Genomic DNA, 22,512 nt, shown 5'->3' with positions numbered 1-22,512 from the left:
ACCGGGCTTTTCTTATTCCGCCGCGTGCAGTCATGCGCGCTGCTGCGTCATTGAGCCGTCACGACGAGCCGTTCCGGTGCGAGCACGCCATTCGCCTTGCGCGCCACGCCGAGCAACCGCGTTGCGTCGTACACGCGCACGCGCTCGCCCTCGGCCGCGTCGATCGGCTCCAATGCCGACAGCGGCAGGCGCTGGCCGTGCAGAAACCGCTTCGCGCACGCGTCGTCGAGCCGAACGGCGGGGAACGTCGACAGCAACGCATCGACCGGCTGCAGCCATGCATCGCGCGCCGCCTCGGCAACGTCCGACAGCGCATCCAGCGTCACCGCATGCTCGAGCGTCAGCGCGCCGACGCCCGTGCGACGCAGCATCGTCAGATGCGCGCCGCAACCCAGCGCCTCGCCGATATCCTCCGCCAGCGTGCGCACATACGTGCCCTTGCTGCAGGTCACGCGAAACGTCACGTCGGGCAGCTCGCAGGCAAGCAGTTCGAGCGCGTGGATCGTCACGTTGCGGCCTTCCCGCTCGACCGTCTGGCCGGCCCGCGCATATTCGTACAGCGGCTTGCCGTCGCGCTTGAGCGCCGAATACATCGGCGGCACCTGCACGATGTCGCCGGTGAAGCGCACGAGCGCGGCTTCCACCGCCGCACGATCGCATTCGACGGGCCGCGTGTCGATCACGTCGCCTTCCGCGTCGCCGGTGGCCGTGCGCTGGCCGAGACGCATCGTCGTTTCATAGGTCTTGTCGGCGTCGAGCAAATCCTGCGAGAACTTGGTCGCCTCGCCGAAGCACAGCGGCAGCAGGCCCGACGCCAGCGGATCGAGCGTGCCGGTGTGACCGGCTTTCTTCGCGAGAAGCAGGCGCTTTGCGCGAATCAGCGCATCGTTGCTCGACAGGCCGACCGGCTTGTCGAGCAGGAGAACGCCGTCCAGCACGCGCCGAGGCACGCGCGGACGTTGGGGTGCTGCATTCGTCATAGGCCGGTCGAGCTCAATCGTCCTTGGCAGGCGCATCGGCCTCGTCGTCGTCCTTCGCGCGCGTCGAGTTCGCTTCCTTGATCAGGCGCGACATTTCGACGGCCTTCTCGATCGTCTGGTCGTAATGGAAATGCAGCGTCGGCACCGTATGAATGTGCAGGCGCTTGAACAGCAGGTTGTGCAGGTGGCCCGACGCGTGGTTCAGCGCCTCCTGCGTCTTGTCCGGATCGCCGGTGAGCGCCGTGAAGTAGACCTTCGCGTGCGCATAGTCCGGCGTGAGCTCCACGCTCTGGATGGTCACGATACCGATGCGCGGATCTTTGACCTCGCGCATGATGAGTTCGGACAGATCGCGCTGAATCTGATCGGCGATCTGAACGTTGCGATTGGGGGAAGTACGTTTCCTGGACATGATCGATCCGTGATCCGTTTATCAGGATGAAGCGGCGGCCATTTTCGGCACGCCACCATGAAAATGGGCGGGACAGGCCCAAGCCTGCCCCGCCCATGAGCCGATACGCGACGATTACAGCGTACGCGCGACTTCGGTCACTTCGAAGACTTCGAACTGGTCGCCTTCGATGATGTCGTTGAAGTTCTTCACCGACATACCGCACTCGAAGCCTTGCTTCACTTCCTTCACATCGTCCTTGAAGCGCTTCAGCGATTCGAGTTCGCCCGTGAAGATCACGACGTTGTTGCGCAGCACGCGCACCGACGACGAGCGCTTGACGATACCGTCCGTGACCATACAGCCTGCGACCGTGCCGACCTTCGGTACCTTGAAGACCTGGCGCACCTCGACCATGCCGGTGACCACTTCGCGCTTCTCCGGCGCCAGCATGCCCGACATCGCCGCCTTCACCTCATCCACTGCGTCGTAGATGATGTTGTAGTAGCGGATATCGATGCCGTTCGCCTCGGCCAGCTTGCGCGCCTGTGCATCCGCACGCGTGTTGAAGCCGATGATGACCGCCTTCGATGCCGTCGCGAGGTTGACGTCGTTTTCGCTGATGCCGCCGACCGCGCTGTGCACGATCTGCACGCGCACTTCGTCGGTCGACAGCTTGAGCAACGACTGCACGAGCGCTTCCTGCGAACCCTGCACGTCTGCCTTGATGATGAGCGGCAGGTTCTGCACTTCGCCTTCGCCCATCTGCTCGAGCATGCTTTCCAGCTTCGCGGCCTGCTGCTTCGCGAGCTTCACGTCGCGGAACTTGCCCTGACGGAACAGCGCGATTTCACGCGCCTTGCGCTCGTCCGGCAGCACGATCACTTCCTCGCCCGCACCCGGCACCTCCGACAGACCCTGGATCTCGACCGGGATCGACGGGCCGGCTTCCTTCGTCGGCTTGCCGTTCTCGTCGAGCATCGCACGGACGCGGCCGTAGGCCGTACCCGCCAGCACGATATCGCCGCGGTTCAGCGTACCGGACTGCACGAGGATCGTCGCGACCGGGCCTTTACCCTTGTCGAGCTTCGCTTCGATCACGATGCCCTTGGCCGGCGCTTCGACCGGTGCCTTCAGTTCCAGCACTTCGGCCTGCAGCAGCACGTTTTCGAGCAGATCGTCGATACCTGCGCCCGTCTTGGCCGACACCGGCACGAACGGCGAATCGCCGCCGTATTCTTCCGGCACGACGCCTTCCGCGACCAGCTCCTGCTTGACGCGATCGGGGTTCGCTTCCGGCTTGTCGATCTTGTTGATCGCGACGACGATCGGCACGCCACCCGCCTTCGCGTGGGCGATGGCTTCCTTCGTCTGCGGCATCACGCCGTCGTCGGCCGCCACCACCAGCACCACGATGTCGGTCGCCTTCGCGCCGCGTGCACGCATTGCCGTGAACGCTTCGTGACCCGGCGTATCGAGGAACGTGATGACGCCACGCGGCGTATCGACGTGGTAAGCGCCGATGTGCTGCGTAATGCCGCCCGCTTCGCCCGCGGCAACCTTCGCGCGGCGGATGTGGTCGAGCAGCGAGGTCTTGCCGTGGTCGACGTGACCCATCACCGTGACGACCGGCGGACGCGGCAGTTGCTCCGCATCGGTACCGGTTTCGCCCTCGACGAGCAGCGCTTCCGGATCGTCCAGCTTCGCGGCGACCGCGCGGTGGCCCAGCTCCTCGACGATGATCATCGCCGTTTCCTGGTCCAGCACCTGGTTGATCGCGACCATCTGGCCCATCTTCATCATCACCTTGATGACTTCGGAGGCCTTGATCGACATCTTGTGCGCGAGATCCGCAACCGACACGGTTTCCGGCACGTGCACTTCACGGACGATCGGTTCGGTCGGCGCCTGGAACGACGATGCGCTGTCCTGGTGACGGCCGCGACCCTTCGGGCCGCCGCGCCAGCCGCGGTCGACGCCGCCGCTCGAATCGCCGCGCGTCTTGATGCCGCGACGCTTCGCTGCGTCGTCCTGCCAGCCGCCCTTGCCTGCGCCCGGTTTCTTGTTGCGGTCGCCCGCGCCTGCCGGCGCCTGCGTCGCGGCCGGTGCCGCGGCGCCGGCCGGCTTCTTCACGGCCGGACGCGCCTGCGCACCTTCCGGCTTCGCCGGCTTGTGCAGCGTGCCCTTCGCTTCGGCCGGCTTCGCCGGTTCCGCCGGCTTCGGCGGCTCGACTGCCTTGACCACGGCCTTGCGCGGCGTGTTCATCATTTCGCGGATCGCGCGTGCCTCGGCTTCGGCCGCCGCGCGGCGCTTGCTGATCTCTTCCTGCTCGGCGCGCGCCTTGTCGGCTGCCTCGCGAGCAGCGTCCTCGGCCTTCTTCGCCGCTTCGCGCTGCGCCGCACGTTCCGCGGCTGCACGCGCTTCGTCCTGCGCGGACTGCGTCGGCGCCGTTTCCTGCTCGGCCGCGGCGGCCTGCCGGGCTGCCGCCTGCTGCGCCGCGGCGGCTTCCGCCGCGGCACGCTTCGCCGCCGCTTCTTCCTCGGCGCGACGGCGCTCGGCCTCGGCCGCTTCCTCGCGGGCGCGACGCTCGGCTTCCTCGCGTTCGAGGCGTTCCTGACGCTCGCGCAGCTCCTGCGCCTGCTTCTCGAGCAGTTCGGCCTCGCGGCGCGCCTCTTCCTCGCGACGCTTCAGTTCCGCATCGTCGTCCGCTTCGGCAACCTGCGCCTGACCCTGTTCCGCACCGTCGGCCACGTCGTCGCGCTTGACGAACGTACGCTTCTTGCGAACCTCGACCTGAATGGTGCGAGCCTTGCCCGTCGCGTCAGATTGCTTGATCTCCGACGTATGCTTGCGGGTCAGCGTGATCTTGCGCTTGTCGCCGTCGGTTGCGCCGTGCGACTTGCGCAAATGATCGAGCAGACGCGCCTTGTCCGCTTCGGACAGCGCATCGTCTTCACTCGCTTTCTGGACGCCCGCTGCCTGCAGCTGTTCGAGCAGCACACCAGCAGGCATTTTCAGTTCCGCGGCAAATTGGGCTACGTTGTTACTCGCCATTCATTCCTCTTAGTGCAAGGACCGATTCCTTGCGGTTAGCATCGGGTCAGGCCATACGGCCGCCATCAAATCAGTGCGCCATGGTCATTTCTCACTGGAACCAGTGTTCACGTGCTTTCATGATCAACGCCTTAGCGGCATCCTCTTCCATCCCGGTCATGTCGACCAGTTCATCCACAGCCAGCTCGGCGAGATCGTCGCGCGTCTGCACGCCATGTTCGGCCAGCTTCGCGAGCAACTCCGGCGTGATGCCGTCGAGGCTCTTGAGATCCAGCGCCGCGTTCTCGACCTTTTCTTCGTTCGCGATGGCCATCGTCAACAGCGCGTCGCGTGCGCGGTTGCGCAGTTCGTGCACGGTGTCCTCGTCGAACGCTTCGATTTCGAGCATTTCGTTGAGCGGCACGTAGGCGATCTCTTCGAGGCTCGTGAAGCCTTCGTCGATCAGGATGTCGGCAACTTCTTCGTCGACGTCGAGACGCGCCATGAACAGTGCACGCAGCCGGTCGCGTTCTTCGCCCTGCTTCAGGGCGGATTCGTCCGGCGTCATGATGTTGATCTGCCAGCCGGTCAGTTCGCCGGCAAGGCGAACGTTCTGACCGCTGCGGCCGATCGCGACAGCCAGTTCGTTCTCGTCGACGACGACGTCCATCGAATGCTTTTCTTCATCGACGACGATCGACTGGACGGCTGCCGGCGCGAGCGCGCCGATCACGAACTGGGCGGGATCCTCCGACCATAGCACGATGTCGATGTTTTCGCCACCGAGCTCGTTGCGTACGGCCTGCACGCGAGAGCCGCGGATACCGACGCAGGTGCCGATCGGATCGATCCGCTTGTCGTAGGCGATGACGCCGATCTTCGCGCGCACGCCCGGATCGCGGGCAGCCGCCTTGATCTCGAGCAGGCCCTGCTCGATTTCCGGCACTTCCATCTCGAACAGCTTCATCAGGAATTCGGGCGCCGTGCGCGACAGTTCGATCTGCGGGCCGCGCGCGGTGCGGTCGACCTTCGCGATATACGCACGCACGCGGTCGCCCACGCGCAGGTTTTCCTTCGGGATCAGCTGATCGCGGCGCAGCAGCGCCTCGACCCGGCCCGATTCGACGATGAAGTTGCCCTTGTCGAGGCGCTTCACCGTGCCGGTCATGATCTTTTCGCCGCGCTCGAGGTAGTCGTTCAGGATCTGCTCGCGCTCGGCGTCGCGCACCTTCTGCAGGATCACCTGCTTCGCGGCCTGCGCACCGATGCGACCGAATTCGATGGACGGAACGGGTTCCTCGACATACTCGCCGACTTCGACGTCGGGATTCTGCTCACGTGCCTCGAACAGCAGGATCTCTCGATCCGGCTCCTGCAAGCCTGCCTCGTCGGGCACGACGAGCCAGCGACGGAAGGTTTCGTGCTCGCCGCTTTCGCGATCGATATGGACGCGGATTTCGGCGCCTTCGTCGAACAGCTTCTTGGAAGCGGAAGCGAGCGCGGCCTCGAGGGCGCCCAGCACCACATCCTTGTCGACGTTTTTCTCGCGCGCCAGCGCATCCACCAGCATCAACACTTCGCGACTCATTATTTGCGGCTCCTAAAGTCAACTTGCGGAATCAGGCGGGCTTTGTCGATATCGGCCAGCGTGAAATCCAGCATGGCTGCCTCGCCCTTCTTCCCCTCAAATTCCAAACCGATCGTTTCGCCATTCGGCGCGTGCAGAATGCCCCGGTACGTCTTGCGCCCGTCCAGCGGCTTTTTCAAGGTCACGGAAGCTTCGCTGCCGGCGAAGCGCTCGAAGTCGGCCAGCTTCTTCAACGGGCGGTCGAGCCCCGGGGACGAGACTTCGAGCCGTTCGTAATCGATGTTTTCGACCGTCAAGACGTGCTGGAGCTGACGTGTGACCTTTTCGCAATCTTCGAGCGAGATGCCGGCAGGCTGATCGATATAGATGCAAAGCATGCCGCGCCCGGTGCGCTCGAGATCCACCAGCTCGTAGCCGAGCCCGGTGACCGTGGTTTCTATCAGTTCCGTCAGTTGCACAGTGTCCTCTCAGGTGTTCGCGCCCGCCGCTCGCGATTCACCCGCGGGCGCGCGCCTTAGCCGGCGCAGGAAGCGCTACCCGAGATGCCTAACCGTTTCAGCAAAAAAAAAATGGGCGGAACGCCCATCTTCTTACTGGTGGTCGCACCTGAGCCGCACATTGAATCCGTACGCCCAGCGACTCCGCGATTATAGCGATTTTTGGCGCAAACGCCAAGCCAGCCGGTAAAAGCAGCGCGTCGGCTGCCTTTACGGACCGAAAATGCGAAATCGGGCTGCCCGATCGACCGATATCACCCTGCCGTACCGGTGATCGCCGTTGTCGCGGCACGCGACATCGATGCAGCCGAACCCCGTCAATACAATGCGTCGCGTCGACACAACCGGCCGGATGCCGGCCAGACCGACGAGCCGGCGGCTTTACGCCGCCGTACGACGCCAATCGACAGCGACTTAACGGCTGCGCGTGCGGCTGCGCTGCGGACGCTGGCCGCCGCGCGGGCCGCCGTTGCCTGCGCCGTCGGCACGATTGCCGCCCGGATTGCGATTGCCGCCGCCCTTGCCACCGCCGCGCTTGCCGCCCGCGCCATCGCGCTTGGGACCGGCGCCATACGACGCGCGATTGCCGTCGACATCGCGACCGCCGCCGGCGCGGTTGCCGTCACGCCCCATGCGGTTGCCGTCGCGGCCGCCGCCCGTGCGATTGCCGTAGCCCGACGGCGCAACCGGCAGGCTGCCGTAGCCGCTCAGGCCCGGCAACCCCGGGCCGCCGCGCCGGCCACCGCCGCGACGCGGCTGGTCGAGTTGCCCGTGCGTCGTCAGCACCGGCTCGCGGCTGATGAAGCCCATCGACGTCTGCATCGGATCGGGCTGGCGACGCTCGGCCGGACCGACAGCGCCGCGCTTGCCCTTCTCCTCGGACGGCGCCTTCAGCCCGACGGTCGCCATCAGCTTGCGCACCTGCGCGTCGTCGAGCTCTTCCCAACGGCCACGCTTCAAGCCGCGCGGCAGCGGAATCGGGCCGTGACGCGTACGGATCAGCCGGCTCACCATCAGGCCGACCGCCTCGAACATCCGGCGCACTTCGCGATTGCGGCCTTCGGCCAGCGCGACGTGATACCAATGATTCGCGCCTTCGCCGCCGCCATCGCGGATCCGCAGGAAATTCGCCGGACCGTCGTCGAGCTCGACGCCGTGCAGCAACTTCTGCCGCATGCCTTCGGACAGCTCGCCGACGACGCGCACCGCATACTCACGCTCGACGCTGTAACGCGGATGCATGAAGCGGTTCGCGAGGTCGCCGGAAGTCGTCAGCATCAGCAGACCTTCGGTATTGAAGTCGAGGCGCCCCACCGCAAGCCATTTCGCCGTCTTCATCGGCGGCAGGCGGTCGAACACCGACGGACGGCCTTCCGGATCCGCGTGGCTGACGATTTCGCCGGTCGGCTTGTGATACAGCAGCACGCGCGGCGGCTTGTTCGGCAGCTTGCGCTTGACCGGCTTGCCGTTGATCCGCACCTGGTCGGTCGGCATGATCCGCTGGCCGATGTGCGCGGGCTCGCCGTTCACCGACACGCGGCCGGCGACGATCAGCTCTTCCATTTCGCGGCGCGAACCCATGCCTGCTTCCGCCAGCACCTTGTGGAGCTTCGGCGCGTCGTCGTCCGGCGACAGCACGCGCTTGTTCGCCGGCTGGTTGCGCCCGCGGCGCAGCATCGGCGCACGTACGCCGCTACCGCCCGCGGAGTTGTCCGCATCGAAGGCGGGCGACGTCACGTACGCAAACAGTTCGTCCTGGGACGCATCGCCTTCAACGGGTTTCGCCGAGCCACCTTCTGCCTTCGATGCCCCGCGACGGCCCTGGCCGCCCTTGGCCGCGCCTTCGCGCTTGCCGGCCGGCTTGCGAGTGCCCTTGGCCGCGCCTTCCTTGCGCGGCGCACGCGCCGGCTGCGCATCGGCAGCCTCGACCGGCTGCGCATCCGCGCCCTCGGCGCCCTGCTGCTCGCCTTCGGCGCCCTTCGACTTGGCCGCCGCGCGACGCCGCGCGATCAGGCTGCGCGGACCGCGCCGCAGACCGCGGCGGGGACGCTCGTCGCCACCCGCGGCCGAAGCATCCTGCTCCGGCGCATCGTCGGCACGCGCTGCCTGCACGGCAGGCGCGGACGATTCAATATCGTGGATATCTGTCAAAACAACCTCAAAATGTCAGGTCTCGCGCCCGGCGCGGGCGCGGCAAGAAGTTGGCCGCGATCAGGCGCGACGCTGTTCGGGTTCTGCTTCGTCGTCCGGCAGCGCGTCGGCGCCGATGGGCGCACTGGCGCTTCGTACGGCATCCGCGAGACTGTCGGACGTGTCGTCCAGCGTCTCGTCGTCCGCAGGACGGGAGCGGGGGGCGTCGGCCTGATCGGCCTCGCCGGGCGTGTCGCCGGCCGCTTCCGCTCCGTCTCCGGCAGCCGCTTCGGCGGCCGGCTTGCGATCTTCCTCGCTCGAATCCGCACGCTGCGGCTCGGGCTGCACATCGGTCGACACGGCTTCGGCGCCGACCTGTTCCGTCCGTTCCGCGTGCCCACGATCAGCATCGAGCGTATCGCGACTCGGGAATTCCTGCGTCGACGCGACGTCGGCCACGGCATCGCCCGGCACCTCGGCCGACTCGCCGGCGGGCACGTCATCCGCCTGCGCCTGCGGCACGTCGGCCGCAGCCTCGTCGGTCACCGGCACGTCGCCGTCGAAATCCATGGCCTGCTGCGCGAGCAGCGCGGCCTCGATGTTCGCGGCCGGCTCTTCGAGCGCCGGCAGGTCGTCGAGCGCCTTCAGGCCGAGATCGTCGAGGAATTGCTTGGTCGTCGCATACAGCGCCGGACGCCCCGGCACGTCGCGATGACCGATCACCTCGATCCAGCCGCGATCCTCGAGTTGCTTGACCACCTGCGCATTGACCGTGACGCCGCGAATCTCTTCGATGTCGCCGCGCGTGACGGGCTGCCGGTACGCGATGATCGCGAGCGTTTCGAGTACCGCGCGCGAATATTTCGGCGGCTTCTCGGGATGCAGGCGATCGAGATAATGACGCATCGCCGGCTTGCTCTGAAAGCGCCACCCGGTCGCCAGCGCCACCAGTTCGACACCGCGACCGGACCAATCCTGTTTCAGATCTTCGAGCAACGTGCGGACCGTGTCAGCCGACACGCCGTCGGCAAAGAGCTTGCGCAAATCGCCGAGCTTCAGCGGCTCCTGCGCACAGATCAAAGCAGTCTCGAGGACGATCTTCGCCTCTTGGGTATTCATGCAGCTAGGCCAGACCCTGTGGTCAAACGAACCGGATCAACAAACAGACGAAAGGAACGGAAGACGCGCTCGCCCGATTCTGATCGGTCATATTGATGGGAGCACGAACCGGGGGCGGCGAACCAACTTCAGGCCAGGCCCAAACCGGACGGAACAGCACGGCTCAACGACGGAACCGCGTGACTGAACGCCATATTACGCAAAATTGCCCGGTGCGTAAAGATGAGCGGAACAGGCCGCCGCCCGGGCCGCATGCCCGCTCCGGCCCCGCTTCAGCGAGCGCCGGCGCCGCGTGCCAGGAACCGGCGCAGCCGCTCCACGCCCGCGTCGAGTCGCGCCGGATCGCACGCATAGCACCAGCGCACGAACCCCTCCCCCTCGGGGCCGAACGCGCGCCCGGGCGCAAGGCCGAGCCCTGCCTCGCGCACCAGCGTCGTGCAGAACGCCAGGCTGTCGGCCGCGCCCGGCAGCCGCAGGAACAGGTACATCGCGCCCGGCGGCGGCGGCACCTCGACGCCCGGCAACGTCCGCAGCGCGGCGACCAGATGGTCGCGCGCGTCGCGCAGCGCCGAGACGAACGACCGCACGAACGGCTCGCCGTCGCGCAACGCGACCACGGCCGCGGCCTGCACGAAGCCCGGCGCACACGACGTGTTGTATTCGACGAGCTTCGACAGCTCGCCCATCACCGACGTCGGCGCAACCAGCCATCCGAGCCGCCAGCCCGTCATCGCCCATGCCTTCGAGAAGGAATTCACGACCACGACGCGCTCGTCGCGCGACGCGATATCGAGGAACGACGGCGCACCGCCCTCGCCGAATGCAAGCCGCTCGTACACCTCGTCGGCGACCAGCCAGATGCCGTGACGACGGCAATGGGCGAGCACGGCCTGCTGATCGTCGCGCGACATCGTCCAGCCGGTCGGGTTGTTCGGCGAATTGATCAACAGCATCCGCGTATCGGGCGTCAGCGCCGCGAGCAACCGGCCGACGTCGAGCTGCCAGCCCGCGTCGCCGTAATCGAGCGGCACGCAGTCGACCCGCGCGCCGAGAATCTTCGGAATCTCGACGAGATTCGGCCACAACGGCGTGACCGCGACGACACGCTCGCCCGGCCCGACGAGCATCTGCGCAGCCAGCATCAGCGCATTCACGCCCGAACTCGTCACGGCGACCGTGCCGGCCGCCGTCGCGCCGTGACGCGCGCTGACATAGGCCGCGATCGCGTCGCGCAGCGGCGCCGTGCCGAGATTGTGCGTGTAGAAGGTCGCGCCCTCGCGCAGCGCCGCCGCTGCGGCGTCACGGATGAAATCCGGCGTCACGCGATCGGATTCGCCGAACCAGAACGGCAGCACGTCCGGCACGCCGAAGCCGGCGTTCGCGACTTCGCGGATCAGCGACGGGCGCAGCGCGTGCACCGCGGCGCGCGCCGCAGGCTCATCGTTCACCGGAAAAAAACCTGCGGAATGCGTCATCGAGAACCACCGCCAACGAACACGATCCACGTAGTGTACCGGCCGGCAAGCCGGGCCGGCTCACGCCGATGCGCATCACTCGAGGTCCTCGGCCCGCGCCGGCATCTGCCGCACGAGCTCCCAGATCGCCTGCGCGGCGGGCGACAACGATCGGTCGCGGCGGCGCACCAGTTCGACGGTGCGTTCGGTGCGCGGCGTGAGCGGCCGCGCGACGAGCGTCGAGCCGGCGGGCAGCGGCAGCGACAGCCATGGCTGCACGCTCACGCCGACACCGGCCTCGACCAGCCCGAACACGGTTGCCGAATGCCCGAGTTCCTGCATGACCGTCGCGTTGACGCGATGCGTGGCCAGCGCCGCATCGATCAGCGGCCGGCTGCCCGACGCATGGTCGAGCAGCACGAGGCGCTCGCCGTCCAGCGCCGCCCACGGCACCTCGGACCGCGCCGCGAGCGGATGGTCGGCGCGCGCGACAAGGCAAAACGAATCGGTCATCAACGGTTCGCAGACGAGATCGGCGACCGTCAGCGGCCCGATCACGACGCCGAAATCGACTTCGCTCGACTTCACCTTGCGCAGCACGTCGCTCTGCACGTCGTCGCGCAGGCCGAGCGTCACGAACGGGAACTGCCGCTCGCACGACGCCACCACGCGCGGCATCAGCCTGCATGCGATCGTCGGGCTTGCCGCGACGATCACGCGCCCGCGGCGCTGCTCGCCGATCTCGCGGATCTCGCGCAGCGTATCGTCGAGATCGTCGAGCAGGCGCGACACGCTCGCGATCAGATTCGCCCCGACGTCGGTCAGTTGCACGTCCCGCGTCGTGCGGTCGATCAGCTTCAGCCCGAGTTCGGCCTCGAGCTCGCGCACGCAGCGGCTGACCGCGGACTGCGTGAGCCCGATCTCGTCACCCGCCCGGCTGAAGCTCTTGAGCCGCGCGACTTCGATGAACACGCGAAGCTGGCGCAGCGTAACGTTCATCCCCTGACCTCATCAATCGTCGATATCGATGCGCGATTTTAATGCGCGAAACCGGCTTCGGTGACGAATCCGGCGTCCTTCGCCCATGTTTCGCTGCGGTGCAATACGTTCGCAAACGCACGTGACATGGGCGAATTGCACAAGATTGGTGATTGTCCCGATTTGCTCACGGGTTATTTTGGCGTCTTATACGCCCCTAGCTGACTTAGCCGTTAGCTCGCTGCCAAGCGGCTCTCGAGGGATTCACCTCCGACATGGCACGCTTCGTGCATTACCTTGCGCACAGGGTGCAGGTTTCGTCGGACGGAAGAGCAGAAACACCGCTGCCGGCCAACCGGACGCCCCCACCCGGCACTCGACGATCGAGTGCTTGAAGAGTGCGCGGCGCAGGGCAGCGCACCGGAGTTAGCTTCGCTGAGGTGAGGACATGATGCTGTTCGACGATTTGAGAGATAACGAATGGGCGCTGGTCGAGGGTCTGTTTTGCTCGGAACCCGCACGGAGTGAGCGGCGCGGCCGTCCTCGCGTGGAAGCTCGTTCGGTGGTCAACGCCGTGCTGTGGGTGCTGTCGACGGGCGAAGGCTGGTCCAAACTGCCGGGCCGCTATCCGTCCCCGCCGACCTGCCGCCGCCGCTTCGACGAATGGCAGGCGGACGGTACGCTCGCCGAAATCGTGAAGCGACTCGGCACGAGCGGCCGGCAGATTTCGCTGCGTGGACGCATCGGCGCAAGCGCGGCGAAGCCACCCGCGCCGCCGAGCCGCGATCGGTTGCGCGGCGCCTTCTGGACCAATCCGGAATCCTGGCGCGCGCCCGTCAAGATGGCGTAACGAATGCTCGATCGGGCGGCTTCGGCCGCCCGGTTTCTTTCTGCGACGCGATCTTGTTGCGCCGCATGCATTGCAGTCGATTACCGTTGTCGTGCCGCGAAACATCTATTTACCAATATTTACAGCAAGCCTGCACTCCCACGCTTACCTTAGCGACATATCAACAGGCCGCACGGACGGCTTGAAGGGAGCCCCGCCATGAAAACAATGTCACTGCTCGTTGCATGCGGCATTGTCGTTTCCGTGGCGCTCGCAGCTCCGGCCCATGCCGACGATCGCGTGAAGCCGCCCCATCGCCAGCAGGATCACCGCAATACCCTCCGCCAGCCGCCGTCCGCCAACCCGTCCAGCCGGCAAACCGTGCCGCGCGGCGACTTGCGCGGCGACATCGCCAGCAACGCGCGGGCGCGGATCGGCTCTCAGTCGCCCGGCGTGCCACGCCATCCGTAGACGTCCTGCCGATTTCGAGATTTCGCGAAAGAAAATGTCCGCATCCGGGAACTGCGCCGCATGCGGCGGGTCAACATCGTTGCCATGAGCACAGCGTGGCAGCAGCAAAAGTATCCGGTACGCCCGTATCTTCGCGATACGGGCTTTTTTGCGTCGCGGGCCCGCGTGGCGATGCACGGGACGGGATGGAATACCGCTACAGACGGCTTTCGAGAATCGCCACGGCGCTCGCTTCGCTCAACGCGTAGTCGTCCATGCGGCGATCCGTCCAGGAAAGTAATTTCTCTTCGCGCTCGAGGCGCGAGAATTCGGCTCGACCGCTGTCGGTCAGTACGGCAATGTCGACCGGTGCATGGAAGCCCGGTGCGGGGGCAACGGTCTTCTGCCGGACCGTGTCCATCAGCCCGAGCGAACGGAGATACTCGAACACGCCCGGGCGGCGTGCCCACGGTACCTGGCGGTACTGCACTCGTCTCAATGCGTCGAGCACCGCTTCGTTGGAATACGTGGCCATCTCGATTCTTTCTTAAAGTGCAGCGACAATGCGAAGCGGCGCGCCGGGCGGGGTCTCCGCCCGCCCCAACCGCCACCGATTCTGGAGGCCGACGTTCTCCGGCGTCGCGTCAGGGCCAGATCGTCAGTCCTCCATAAAAAGACACCATACCCCAATCAAATTGATTCTGTTCGATTCATTTGTACTTCTCTTCATCGGTTTCATGCTCTGCCGCAAGCAGCGTAGAACCATTTCGATCGTCGCCGTCGCGCTGTTCTGGCTGCTGGCGACGGGCTGGCTTGCGGCGCCGCTGATCGCCTGGACCGAGGCCGGCGTCACGCCGGTCGAACATCCCGACATGCACGGGCGAACCACGCTGATCCTGATCGGCGCCGGCACGCGCCGCACCGACACCGGATTGCAGCCGCCGCCCGATGGCGTCGCGCGCATCCGCAAGGTTGCGGCGCTCTATCGCACGTGCCGGCAACAGGCCGAACGCTGTACCGTGGTGATGTCGGGCGGCGACCCGCAGCATCACGGCGACACCGAGGCGGCCGTCTACGGGCGCCAGCTCGTCGCGCAAGGCGTGGCGCCGGCCGATCTCGTGCTCGAACCGAACAGCCGCACAACCTACGAAAACGCGAAATTCACTGCATCTATACTACGCCCACAGTGTGACGACGCGCGCATTCTCGTCACGTCGTCGTACCAGATGCGCCGGGCCCTGCTCGACTTCCGCCATTTCGGCATCGATCCACAACCCGTTTATGCGAATCTCCGACGCGCGCAAACGGGCTGGCTGCCGCGCTGGCGCAACGTGGCCAACGCCGAGCAGGCGTTGCACGAACTGGTCGGGATCGCGCAATTCCACGTATATCGTTGGCTCGGCTGGTTTTGACGACATCGTCAAAATCGGCGCGAAAATCGCGGCACCATCCTCGATGGCCGACGCGTGACGAACTACGCGAAGTGTTGCGCGACTTCAACGGGGCCTTGCGTCGTGCGACGATCCGGTGCACATTGATCCGTCACTTTTGTTACACTCGACACGCACTCGATTGCAGTCGCCAGACAAAACGGCAACACTCGGGTTCATCACCACTTAGCGGAGGTAAAGCAATGAAGAAGACGTCCCTGGCTATCCTGGTAGCGATGTCGGCGCTGACTGGCGCAGCGTATGCGCAAGAGAGCACGCAGATCCAGACCATCACCGATCCGGCCAAGATCGCCGAGATCGAGCAGCGCGCCCAAGCGCTGCAACAGCAACAAGCGGCCGAAGCGGCTCAGCCGGCGGCGCAGGAAGAGCATCACCACGGCAAGAAGGCTGCGCATCACAAGGCAGCAGCGAAGAAGGCCGCCAAGAAGGCGAAGGCTGCAGACGCTGCCAGCCAGTAAGTTCGGCGGCACCGCTCCAGCGAAAAGCCGAATCCGGGCAACCGGGTTCGGCTTTTTTGGTTGCGGCGCCCGCGCGCTGTGCTAAAGTCGCGCACCGAAATTTTCCACCCGTGCGCACCCCGGTGCGGAGGACAGCATGAGCAACATTCAACTCGACATCGAGTGGACCGAAGCCGCCACTCGCAAGATCAAGCAACTGATGCCCCGCGGCTCGGACGACGCGTTCCTCGCGCTGCCGCCGATCGAGTGTCTGCCGATGGAGGGCGACGTGCTGTTCCTCGGCCCGCAAGGCAAGCAGCAGCCGTTCATCGTTGCCGAGCGCCAGTATCACCACGACGGCGACGCCGACTGGACCATCATCCTGATCCTCGACGTACCCAGCGCGTCGCACTGACGCGCCGCCGCGACCGGACACGTCCGGTCGCCCCACTCCGCCGCACTCCGGCTCAGATGAGTTTCGACAGCACGCGGATTTCGGAACGCTCGATCCAGTCCGCGGCCGCTTCGCGATAGGCGAGAATGTGCGCGGAACGCGCATGAGCGGCCAGCGCCTCCTCGCTCTCCCAACGCTCGACGAATACGAATCGCGCGGGCTCCCTCAGATCCCGGTGCAGGTCATACTGCAACGCCCCCGCTTCGTTGCGGGTTGGTTCGACGATTCCCTCGAGCACGACGCGCAGTTTTTCCTCGGCGCCCGGCTTCGCCACGATCAGCGCCACGACTGCGATTTCCGCCATTCCCGCCTCCTTCATTCAAAAAGTCCGAGAATACGCGCATCGCGCACCAGCGACGCCGATAAGGCATGACGACGGCACAAAAAAAATAGCCCGCGCTTCAGAGAAGCGCGGGCGAAACCGTCGCCCTACGAGGATAGGCGACGGGGCCATCGAGATCCGCACGCTGGAGCGGATCGTCATCTGTTGACCGACGCTCGTCGCGACGGCATTTGAAAGGCGTCGATACCGTTGTTCAGGCGCTCGCGGCGCATTCCGGACTCTGACGCCATCCTCCCTGCTCTAACGATTCGAACATATAAAGCAGGTTGCGTGCCAAGCATTCAATCCACCTTCACCCCATTGATTCATAAGGATAATTTTTATATCGGCGACAATGTGACACGTGTTCCGTCGTCGTAACGCGACGGATGTTACGTAACGTCACGAGGCGGGGCCGAACCACCCGAACGCGCGCCCGCGCCGGCGAGCGGCCATGAAAAAAGCCCGCCGAATGGCGGGCTTTTCAAGGGTGCGGGAAACGCCGGAATCAGCGAAGCTGATTCACGAGCAACCCCATGATCTGGCGAGCCGCCGACGACGTGTCGATCGCCCCCGAATCGTCGACGACCGCGACGCGCGTCTGATCGGCCGTGAGCGCCTTCACGTTGACGCGATACTGCTTCGCCTGCTTCTCCTTCTTGCCGTGGAACAGTTGGCTCCAGAAGCCCTGCTCGGCCGAGCTCAAATCCTTCGGATCGACATAGCGCACGAAATACAGGCCCTTCGAGCGATCGCGATCGTCGACCGTGAAGTTCGCGCGATCGAGCGCGAGACCGACGTGCAGCCACGATCGGTCGTACGGCTCGCCGAGCGTGACTTCGGACGGCACGGCTGCTTCCGCCGCGTCGTTGCCTTGCGCCGACGTGCGCGAGACGTTCTGCGCCGCAATCGCCGCGGCAGCCTTCGACGACGCGTCGGTATCCGCCTTCTTGTCCTTCGGTACCACGTTGTCCTTGATGTTCGCGATCGGAGCCTCGCCGTTCTTCGCGCGCTGCTCGTTCTGCGCGAGCACGGCCATCAACCGCTTCAGGTATTCCGTCTCGAGCGCCGGATCGTTCGGCTTCGGTTCCCATTTGCTCGAATCGTTGTTCGCGCCGGTGATCGCCTCGCGCATGCCCTTCTGGCTGATGAACACATAGGTGCCGCCGTTCGGCGCCGAATCGAGACGCGTGCGGTACTTGTTGCGCTCGGCCGTCACGTACGAATTGCCCATCGCCTTCGAGATCACGCTGCGGATCAGGCCGTCGTTGATCTGCGGATGGGTTTCGTTCCAGTCGGTTTCCATCACGCCCTTGTCGCGCTGGTCGACCACGAGCAGGAAGCCCTGCTCCTGCCAGAAACGGCGAACCTGCGGCCAGATCGCGGCCGGCTGCTTGCCGTCGATCACGAGCCAGCTTTCCGTGCCGTCGCGCTGGATATGCATGCCGGCCACGGCCGGCGCGACGGTGTCCAGCGCAGGCGCGGCCTGCTGGACCTGCTGGAGCGCGGACAGGGAAGTCGCGCCGCCCTGGGGCGGCAGCGAACGCTGATCGGCCGTCTCGTCGAGCATGTTGGGCGGCACTGCGAGCGACGCTTCCTTCGATTTCGAATCGCTCTTGTAGTCCACTTTCGTGGGCGACGACGTACCGCAACCGGCGACGAGCGCGCCGGTGGCGAGCACTGCAGCGAACCGCATGGTAAGACGAAGATCAGTCATGTTCGGGGAATCCTCTTCCGCTAAATCACGGCGCTTTCCGTGGATCAACCTTGCATTTTACCGGGGCCGCGCTGCGATGTGCAAAAAAGCGGCGGCCAAGAAAAAACCCGCGTCAGCCTGAGCTGACGCGGGTTCTTGTCTGGTCGGGGCGAGAGGATTTGAACCTCCGACCACCTGCACCCCATGCAGGTACGCTACCAGGCTGCGCTACGCCCCGAAAGAAAAAAATTATAACAGACAGTTTCCCGATTTAGAACGGGTCGCATGCATTTTGTCCGTGTTCTCGTGAAATTTTTTGGCGCGATGGCGTCGACGCGAGCAATCTACGGCGCCGCCCCCGTCGCCGTCACCGCTTGCGCGCGACACAGATGACCGTCAGGCCGGCAACGCGATTGAAGCGGAACATCGGCAACTCGATGCGGCAGAGGGTCTTGAGCAAGCCGTTGACGAACGGATGATGACGACGCAATTGCGACGCGGGCTCGCGCGGATGCGAACGTGCCCGCGCGCCGAGCCGCAATGCGGCCGCGAGCGGAAACGTGAGGCCGAAATAATAGGCGCCGTGCTCGACGTCGAGCCCCGCACGCCGAACCACGTCCTCGAGGCCGCCGAGCGTATACCTGCGCTTGTGCTCGAGGAAATCGTCATGGCCGCTCCACAGGAACTGGAACGCGGGAACCGTGATCAGGAACCGGGTGCCGGCGGGCGCGCCCTTCACGTACTGCGTCAGCAGCCCGACATCGTCGTCAACATGTTCGAGCACGTCCATCAGCAACACGAGATCGGCATCGAATCGATCGACGGCGCGCCGAAAGTGGATCGGCTTGCCGGCCGCCTCGCCATCGCTGTCGTCGGCATAGCTCGTATCGACACACCATGCTTCTATCGCATGCGTGCGTTCGAGCAGATGCTTCGAGAAGAAGCCGGAACCCGCACCGACGTCGAGTATCCGGTTCGCGCCCGATGCGCCCAGAAACCGGCGAATCGCGCTCGCCTTCGACGCGTAGTACCAGTGATCGCCCACCCCCGCACCCAGTACGTCGACTTCCTTCAGGTCCATGGCGCTTCCCCGTGATGGCTGCCGTGTTGTGATGTCGAATCGGCCACTCGTCGGGATCTTACCTCGCCGTCGTGGTCTGTCGTATCCGTCGATGCCCGGACTCCCCGGCAACGCACATTCGCCCCCGATCGAAAAGGACGGTGACCGCCTGACGGCCAATCGCTACGGTGCGCTCATCCCGTCAAAGTCGCGCCGCCCAAGGCCGGCCGCAGGTTTTCGGGGCTCGCCCCGAAAGATGCCGATCCACCGCCGGAACAAACCAAACGAGCGTTTGATTCGGCGCCCCCTCCACGCCGATTCCATTGTCTGACAGTCGCTCGACGCGCCGCGGGCGATCGCCCGTTGTTTGGTGACGCCGCTCTAGCGCGCTATGACACACTGCACGGCATCGACGCTCGCGCCGGGCACTGGCGCGCCGCCGTCGATCAAGACAAGACATGGAGACAGACGATGCGGAATACGGTCCGGCGCGGCCATCGCTCGCCTTTGGCAATTTTCGACTGGTTTTCCGGCCGGCGACGCACGGCCGCCCCGCAGTCGCACACGACATCCCGCCTGTTCGGCTGCGGCGCGCTGGCGCTCGCGCTGCTCTGCGCGGGCTGCGCGGAATCCGCCGCGCAGCGCGACAGCAACACATCCATCGCATCCACGAAGATCGAACGCGCCAAGGCCGAGCGCCTCGCGCGCGAACGGCAGCTCGCGCGCACCGTGCCGTCGCTCGCGTCGATCAGCCTCACGCAGCCGCGCCCGTTCACGCTGCGCGACTCGGGCCAGAACGGCGCGATGACGTTCCTGCGCGACGTCGATTTCCGCGTCGTCAACAATCTCGGCTTCTTCATCCATCAGTTGTCGGCCACGCTCGTGCCGACGCAAGCCGGCGCGCCGATCGTATTCGACGATCCGACGAGCTTCGAGATCGACGTGCACGAAGGCACGGTCACGCTCGACAACGCGAAGCTGACCGCCCTCTTCAACACCTACATCTTCGGCTATCGCAACGCGCCGCTGCGCAAGCTCGCGGTGTCGGCCGGCGACGGCGTGATCCATCTGCAAGGCGAGATGCGGCGCGACGGCTGGGTACCGTTCTCGCTGACCGGCACGCTCGCGGTCCGCGACGGCAGCCAGCTCGTGTTCCACCCGACCGGCGTACGCGTGTCGGGCCTCGACGCGCAGCCGGTGATGCGCGCGGCCAACGTGAAAATGGCCGACCTGTTGAAGGTGCAGACGCCGATCGCGCAACTCGCCGGCGACGATCTCGTGATGGCCGTCGACAAGCTGATGCCGCCGCCGCGCCTGAAACTCACGATCACCGCCATGCGCGTGACGCCGGCCGGCCTCGACCTGAAGCTCGACGACGGCACGCATGCCGGCTTCGCGATGCCCGCGAACGCGCCGCAGCAGGCGATGGTCATCCGCGGCGGCGACGTGAAATTCATGCGCTCGATGCCGATGAACGCGGACATCCTGATCGGGCCGGTCGACCCGTCGAAGCGCGACCAGACGTTCGTGTTCGACCTGTATCACTATCGCGACCAGGTATCGGCCGGCTACTTCAACTTCGACGAAAGCGGCGCGATGACGATCCGGATGCCTTCGTATACGGGCCCGGGCAGCGGCGCGGCGCTCGGCAACGCGGCCGCGCGCCTGAACGACAGCTTTCTCGCCGCGCAGCAGAATGCGCTACGCGACGTGCGCCAGCACTGGGAAGCGTCCGCGCTCGCGGCGGACGCGATGCGGCCCGGCATGCAGAAGGTCGCGATGCGACGCACGTCGTCGACGCCGCTCAACGAACGGTACGTGTCGAACCGCAACCCGACGATCCATCTGCGCAACGTCGATTTCAACCTGTCCGGTGACATCGGCTTTCATGTCGACGATCTCGACGTGGAACTCGTGTCGAAGCGCCCGGGCGAACCCGTCGATCTCGACGACCCGAACCAGTACGACATCCGCATTCTCGGCGGCACGGTCGTCGAGTCGTGGAAGGCGATGTCGGCGCTGTTCAACGACTACCTGCTCGACTATTCGCCGCGCTCGCTGAACGACCTCCAACTGAGCGCGGACGGCCAGGACCTGCGCGTCCAGGGCGGCATCAAGCTGTGGAATCACGTACCGGGTGTCTGGCTGCCGACCGACATGAAGGGCTCGCTGACGGTGCTCGACGACCGGCATCTCGCCTTCACGCCGTCGCAGGTGTCGGTGCTCGGCATCCCGCAGGCCACGCTGCTGCGCTCGCTCGGCATCGAGCTCGCATCGCTGACGCCGTTGCGGCGACGCGGCGCGGAACTGCGCGGCGACACGCTCGTGCTCGACCAGTACACCGTGTTCCCGCCGCCCGTGCTGAACGGCAAGCTCGCCCAGGCCACCGTCGAGCGCGGTGGACTGCGTCTCACGTTCCGGCGCGCGGCGGGCGCGCCCGTGCCGAAGCGGCCGCAGATCGACGCGCCGAGCTACATGTGGATGGAAGGCGGCGACATGAAGATGTTCAACGTCCTCGAACTGAACGTGCGCGCGCTGATCCGGAATTCGGCCGAGGCCGGGCCGATGCGGTTCGACCTGTACGACTATCGCAGCCAGGTCGCGCAGGGCTCGGTGCGGATGCTGCCGGACGGCACGCTGGTCGTCGACATCGGACAGAAGAATCCGCTTGCGTCGCGCTGATCCGCAAGCAAGCACGGCCCGCATGAAAAAAGCCCGGTGGCAGATCGCCAACCGGGCTTTCCAATGCATCCTGCGCGGCGCGCACTCAGTCGTGTTTCAGTCCGTCGATCACGTCGAGCAACGCCTGCCGCAACGCGATGACGTCGACGTTTTCGCCGGGCTTGCCCGCCCCACGCGCATCGTTTGCCTGCGCGTCGGAGTCGACCGGCTCCGCCGCGGCCCGCTCGCTGCCCGGCGAATCGAGCCGGTTGCGCGCGCCGTTGATCGTGAAGCCCTGCTCGTACAGCAACTCGCGAATCCGCCGGATCAGCAGCACCTCGTGATGCTGGTAATACCGCCGGTTGCCGCGCCGCTTCACCGGCCGCAACTGAGTGAATTCCTGTTCCCAGTAACGCAGCACATGTGGCTTGACCCCGCACAGCTCGCTGACTTCGCCGATCGTGAAGTAGCGCTTCGCGGGAATCGGAGGCAAAACGACTTTCTCAACCGTGGTGGTCATCGTCGGTTAACCGTCGGTAAGGGATGCGCGGGGCCGCGCAGGGGCGCCGGCGCGTGTTACTCCGCGCCGTTTTCGACCAGCGCCTTCAGTTTCTGGCTCGCGTGGAAGGTTACCACCCGGCGGGCCGCGATCGGAATCGCCTCGCCCGTCTTCGGATTGCGGCCCGGACGCTGCGGCTTGTCGCGCAACTGGAAATTGCCGAACCCCGACAGCTTGACGCTTTCACCGTTTTCGAGCGCGTCGCGGATCACTTCGAAAAACGCCTCGACCATGTCCTTCGCTTCACGCTTGTTCAGCCCGACGCTGTCGAACAACAGCTCCGCCAGTTCCGCCTTCGTCAGCGTCGGCGTCTCGGTGGACGCCGGCGCCGAAGCGTCGCGGTTCATCGCGCTGCGTTGCGCCGTCAGGAGGGCTTCGAATTCACTCGAGGTCATGTCGTTCATATCTGCCATACAGCGCGTT

At 65.6% G+C, this 22,512-nt stretch carries 20 protein-coding genes, 1 tRNA gene and 1 pseudogene; 6 read left to right on the top strand and 16 right to left on the bottom strand.

Annotation, left to right across the window (positions count from 1 at the left end; genetic code table 11):
* Positions 1 to 47: 47 nt before the first annotated feature.
* The 9 genes from truB to LGN10_RS10310 all read right to left on the bottom strand — a co-directional run bounded on the left by truB (position 48) and on the right by LGN10_RS10310 (position 12,191).
* Entirely contained in the window at positions 48 to 980 is a 933-nt protein-coding gene (truB, locus tag LGN10_RS10350) for a tRNA pseudouridine(55) synthase TruB (RefSeq protein WP_226223191.1), read from the bottom strand.
* Between the two features lie 13 nt (positions 981 to 993).
* Positions 994 to 1,392, bottom strand: a complete 399-nt coding sequence (rbfA, locus tag LGN10_RS10345; protein WP_006495346.1) for a 30S ribosome-binding factor RbfA — start codon at positions 1,390 to 1,392, stop codon at positions 994 to 996.
* 114 nt (positions 1,393 to 1,506) lie between these two features.
* On the bottom strand, positions 1,507 to 4,425 hold the full coding sequence (infB, locus tag LGN10_RS10340) for a translation initiation factor IF-2 (protein ID WP_226223189.1): 2,919 nt from the start codon (positions 4,423 to 4,425) through the stop codon (positions 1,507 to 1,509).
* Between the two features lie 91 nt (positions 4,426 to 4,516).
* Positions 4,517 to 5,992, bottom strand: a complete 1,476-nt coding sequence (gene nusA, locus LGN10_RS10335) for a transcription termination factor NusA (protein ID WP_059499058.1) — start codon at positions 5,990 to 5,992, stop codon at positions 4,517 to 4,519.
* A complete protein-coding gene (gene rimP, locus LGN10_RS10330) occupies positions 5,992 to 6,450 on the bottom strand; it encodes a ribosome maturation factor RimP (protein WP_059575772.1) in 459 nt (152 codons plus the stop codon). The genes nusA and rimP overlap by 1 nt, the downstream gene beginning before the upstream one ends.
* A 453-nt stretch (positions 6,451 to 6,903) precedes the next feature.
* The gene (gene rluB / locus LGN10_RS10325) at positions 6,904 to 8,640 is read right to left on the bottom strand and encodes a 23S rRNA pseudouridine(2605) synthase RluB (protein ID WP_226223188.1); all 1,737 of its coding nucleotides are present in this window, start codon (positions 8,638 to 8,640) and stop codon (positions 6,904 to 6,906) included.
* Positions 8,641 to 8,700: 60 nt separating this feature from the next.
* Positions 8,701 to 9,738: an SMC-Scp complex subunit ScpB gene (gene scpB, locus LGN10_RS10320; RefSeq protein WP_226223186.1), complete on the bottom strand. Its 1,038-nt coding sequence runs from the start codon at positions 9,736 to 9,738 to the stop codon at positions 8,701 to 8,703.
* 272 nt (positions 9,739 to 10,010) lie between these two features.
* Positions 10,011 to 11,213 (bottom strand): pyridoxal phosphate-dependent aminotransferase, encoded by a 1,203-nt coding sequence (locus LGN10_RS10315; protein WP_059575778.1) that lies wholly within the window; start codon positions 11,211 to 11,213, stop codon positions 10,011 to 10,013.
* 75 nt (positions 11,214 to 11,288) lie between these two features.
* Positions 11,289 to 12,191, bottom strand: coding sequence for a LysR family transcriptional regulator (locus LGN10_RS10310; RefSeq protein WP_059575780.1), 903 nt, complete (start codon positions 12,189 to 12,191; stop codon positions 11,289 to 11,291).
* 430 nt (positions 12,192 to 12,621) lie between these two features.
* On the opposite strand from LGN10_RS10310, the pseudogene LGN10_RS10305 reads away from it, so the two are divergent.
* Both LGN10_RS10305 and LGN10_RS10300 read left to right on the top strand, forming a co-directional pair.
* Positions 12,622 to 13,017 (top strand): annotated as a pseudogene (locus tag LGN10_RS10305) (transposase); the annotation flags it as partial.
* 201 nt (positions 13,018 to 13,218) lie between these two features.
* The gene (locus tag LGN10_RS10300) at positions 13,219 to 13,470 is read left to right on the top strand and encodes a hypothetical protein (RefSeq protein WP_060965968.1); all 252 of its coding nucleotides are present in this window, start codon (positions 13,219 to 13,221) and stop codon (positions 13,468 to 13,470) included.
* Between the two features lie 196 nt (positions 13,471 to 13,666).
* Here the strand turns inward: LGN10_RS10300 and LGN10_RS10295 are convergent, their stop codons facing one another.
* Complete coding sequence (locus tag LGN10_RS10295) at positions 13,667 to 13,984, bottom strand: hypothetical protein (RefSeq protein WP_059575782.1); 318 nt, start codon at positions 13,982 to 13,984, stop codon at positions 13,667 to 13,669.
* Positions 13,985 to 14,144: 160 nt separating this feature from the next.
* Here LGN10_RS10295 and LGN10_RS10290 point away from each other — a divergent pair, with 160 nt between their 5' ends.
* The 3 genes from LGN10_RS10290 to LGN10_RS10280 all read left to right on the top strand — a co-directional run bounded on the left by LGN10_RS10290 (position 14,145) and on the right by LGN10_RS10280 (position 15,752).
* The gene (locus LGN10_RS10290; protein WP_226223386.1) at positions 14,145 to 14,861 is read left to right on the top strand and encodes a YdcF family protein; all 717 of its coding nucleotides are present in this window, start codon (positions 14,145 to 14,147) and stop codon (positions 14,859 to 14,861) included.
* Between the two features lie 221 nt (positions 14,862 to 15,082).
* Positions 15,083 to 15,358, top strand: coding sequence for a hypothetical protein (locus LGN10_RS10285; RefSeq protein ID WP_059575785.1), 276 nt, complete (start codon positions 15,083 to 15,085; stop codon positions 15,356 to 15,358).
* A 136-nt stretch (positions 15,359 to 15,494) separates the two neighbouring features.
* A complete protein-coding gene (locus tag LGN10_RS10280; RefSeq protein ID WP_006486090.1) occupies positions 15,495 to 15,752 on the top strand; it encodes a hypothetical protein in 258 nt (85 codons plus the stop codon).
* Between the two features lie 52 nt (positions 15,753 to 15,804).
* Here the strand turns inward: LGN10_RS10280 and LGN10_RS10275 are convergent, their stop codons facing one another.
* The 4 genes from LGN10_RS10275 to LGN10_RS10260 form a co-directional block, all read right to left on the bottom strand.
* Positions 15,805 to 16,095 (bottom strand): putative quinol monooxygenase, encoded by a 291-nt coding sequence (locus tag LGN10_RS10275; protein WP_059575789.1) that lies wholly within the window; start codon positions 16,093 to 16,095, stop codon positions 15,805 to 15,807.
* A gap of 526 nt (positions 16,096 to 16,621) precedes the next feature.
* Positions 16,622 to 17,830, bottom strand: coding sequence for an outer membrane protein assembly factor BamC (bamC, locus tag LGN10_RS10270; RefSeq protein ID WP_059575791.1), 1,209 nt, complete (start codon positions 17,828 to 17,830; stop codon positions 16,622 to 16,624).
* Positions 17,831 to 17,970: 140 nt separating this feature from the next.
* A tRNA-Pro gene (locus tag LGN10_RS10265) sits at positions 17,971 to 18,047 on the bottom strand.
* Positions 18,048 to 18,176: 129 nt separating this feature from the next.
* Positions 18,177 to 18,890 (bottom strand): class I SAM-dependent methyltransferase, encoded by a 714-nt coding sequence (locus LGN10_RS10260; RefSeq protein ID WP_099316346.1) that lies wholly within the window; start codon positions 18,888 to 18,890, stop codon positions 18,177 to 18,179.
* Between the two features lie 450 nt (positions 18,891 to 19,340).
* On the opposite strand from LGN10_RS10260, the gene LGN10_RS10255 reads away from it, so the two are divergent.
* Positions 19,341 to 21,551, top strand: coding sequence for a hypothetical protein (locus tag LGN10_RS10255; protein WP_226223184.1), 2,211 nt, complete (start codon positions 19,341 to 19,343; stop codon positions 21,549 to 21,551).
* An 85-nt stretch (positions 21,552 to 21,636) separates the two neighbouring features.
* Here LGN10_RS10255 and LGN10_RS10250 read toward each other — a convergent pair whose 3' ends face one another.
* Both LGN10_RS10250 and LGN10_RS10245 read right to left on the bottom strand, forming a co-directional pair.
* Positions 21,637 to 22,050, bottom strand: coding sequence for a MerR family transcriptional regulator (locus tag LGN10_RS10250; RefSeq protein WP_060318240.1), 414 nt, complete (start codon positions 22,048 to 22,050; stop codon positions 21,637 to 21,639).
* A gap of 56 nt (positions 22,051 to 22,106) precedes the next feature.
* Positions 22,107 to 22,493, bottom strand: coding sequence for an integration host factor subunit alpha (locus tag LGN10_RS10245; RefSeq protein ID WP_006486093.1), 387 nt, complete (start codon positions 22,491 to 22,493; stop codon positions 22,107 to 22,109).
* Between the last annotated feature and the right edge of the window lie 19 nt (positions 22,494 to 22,512).

Origin of the sequence: Burkholderia sp. AU32262, assembly GCF_020419985.1 — a bacterium.
Classification (GTDB): Bacteria; Pseudomonadota; Gammaproteobacteria; order Burkholderiales; family Burkholderiaceae; genus Burkholderia; species Burkholderia semiarida.
The sequence above is the reverse complement of the archived record's forward strand: the minus strand, read 5'-3'. Positions and strand labels throughout refer to the sequence as shown.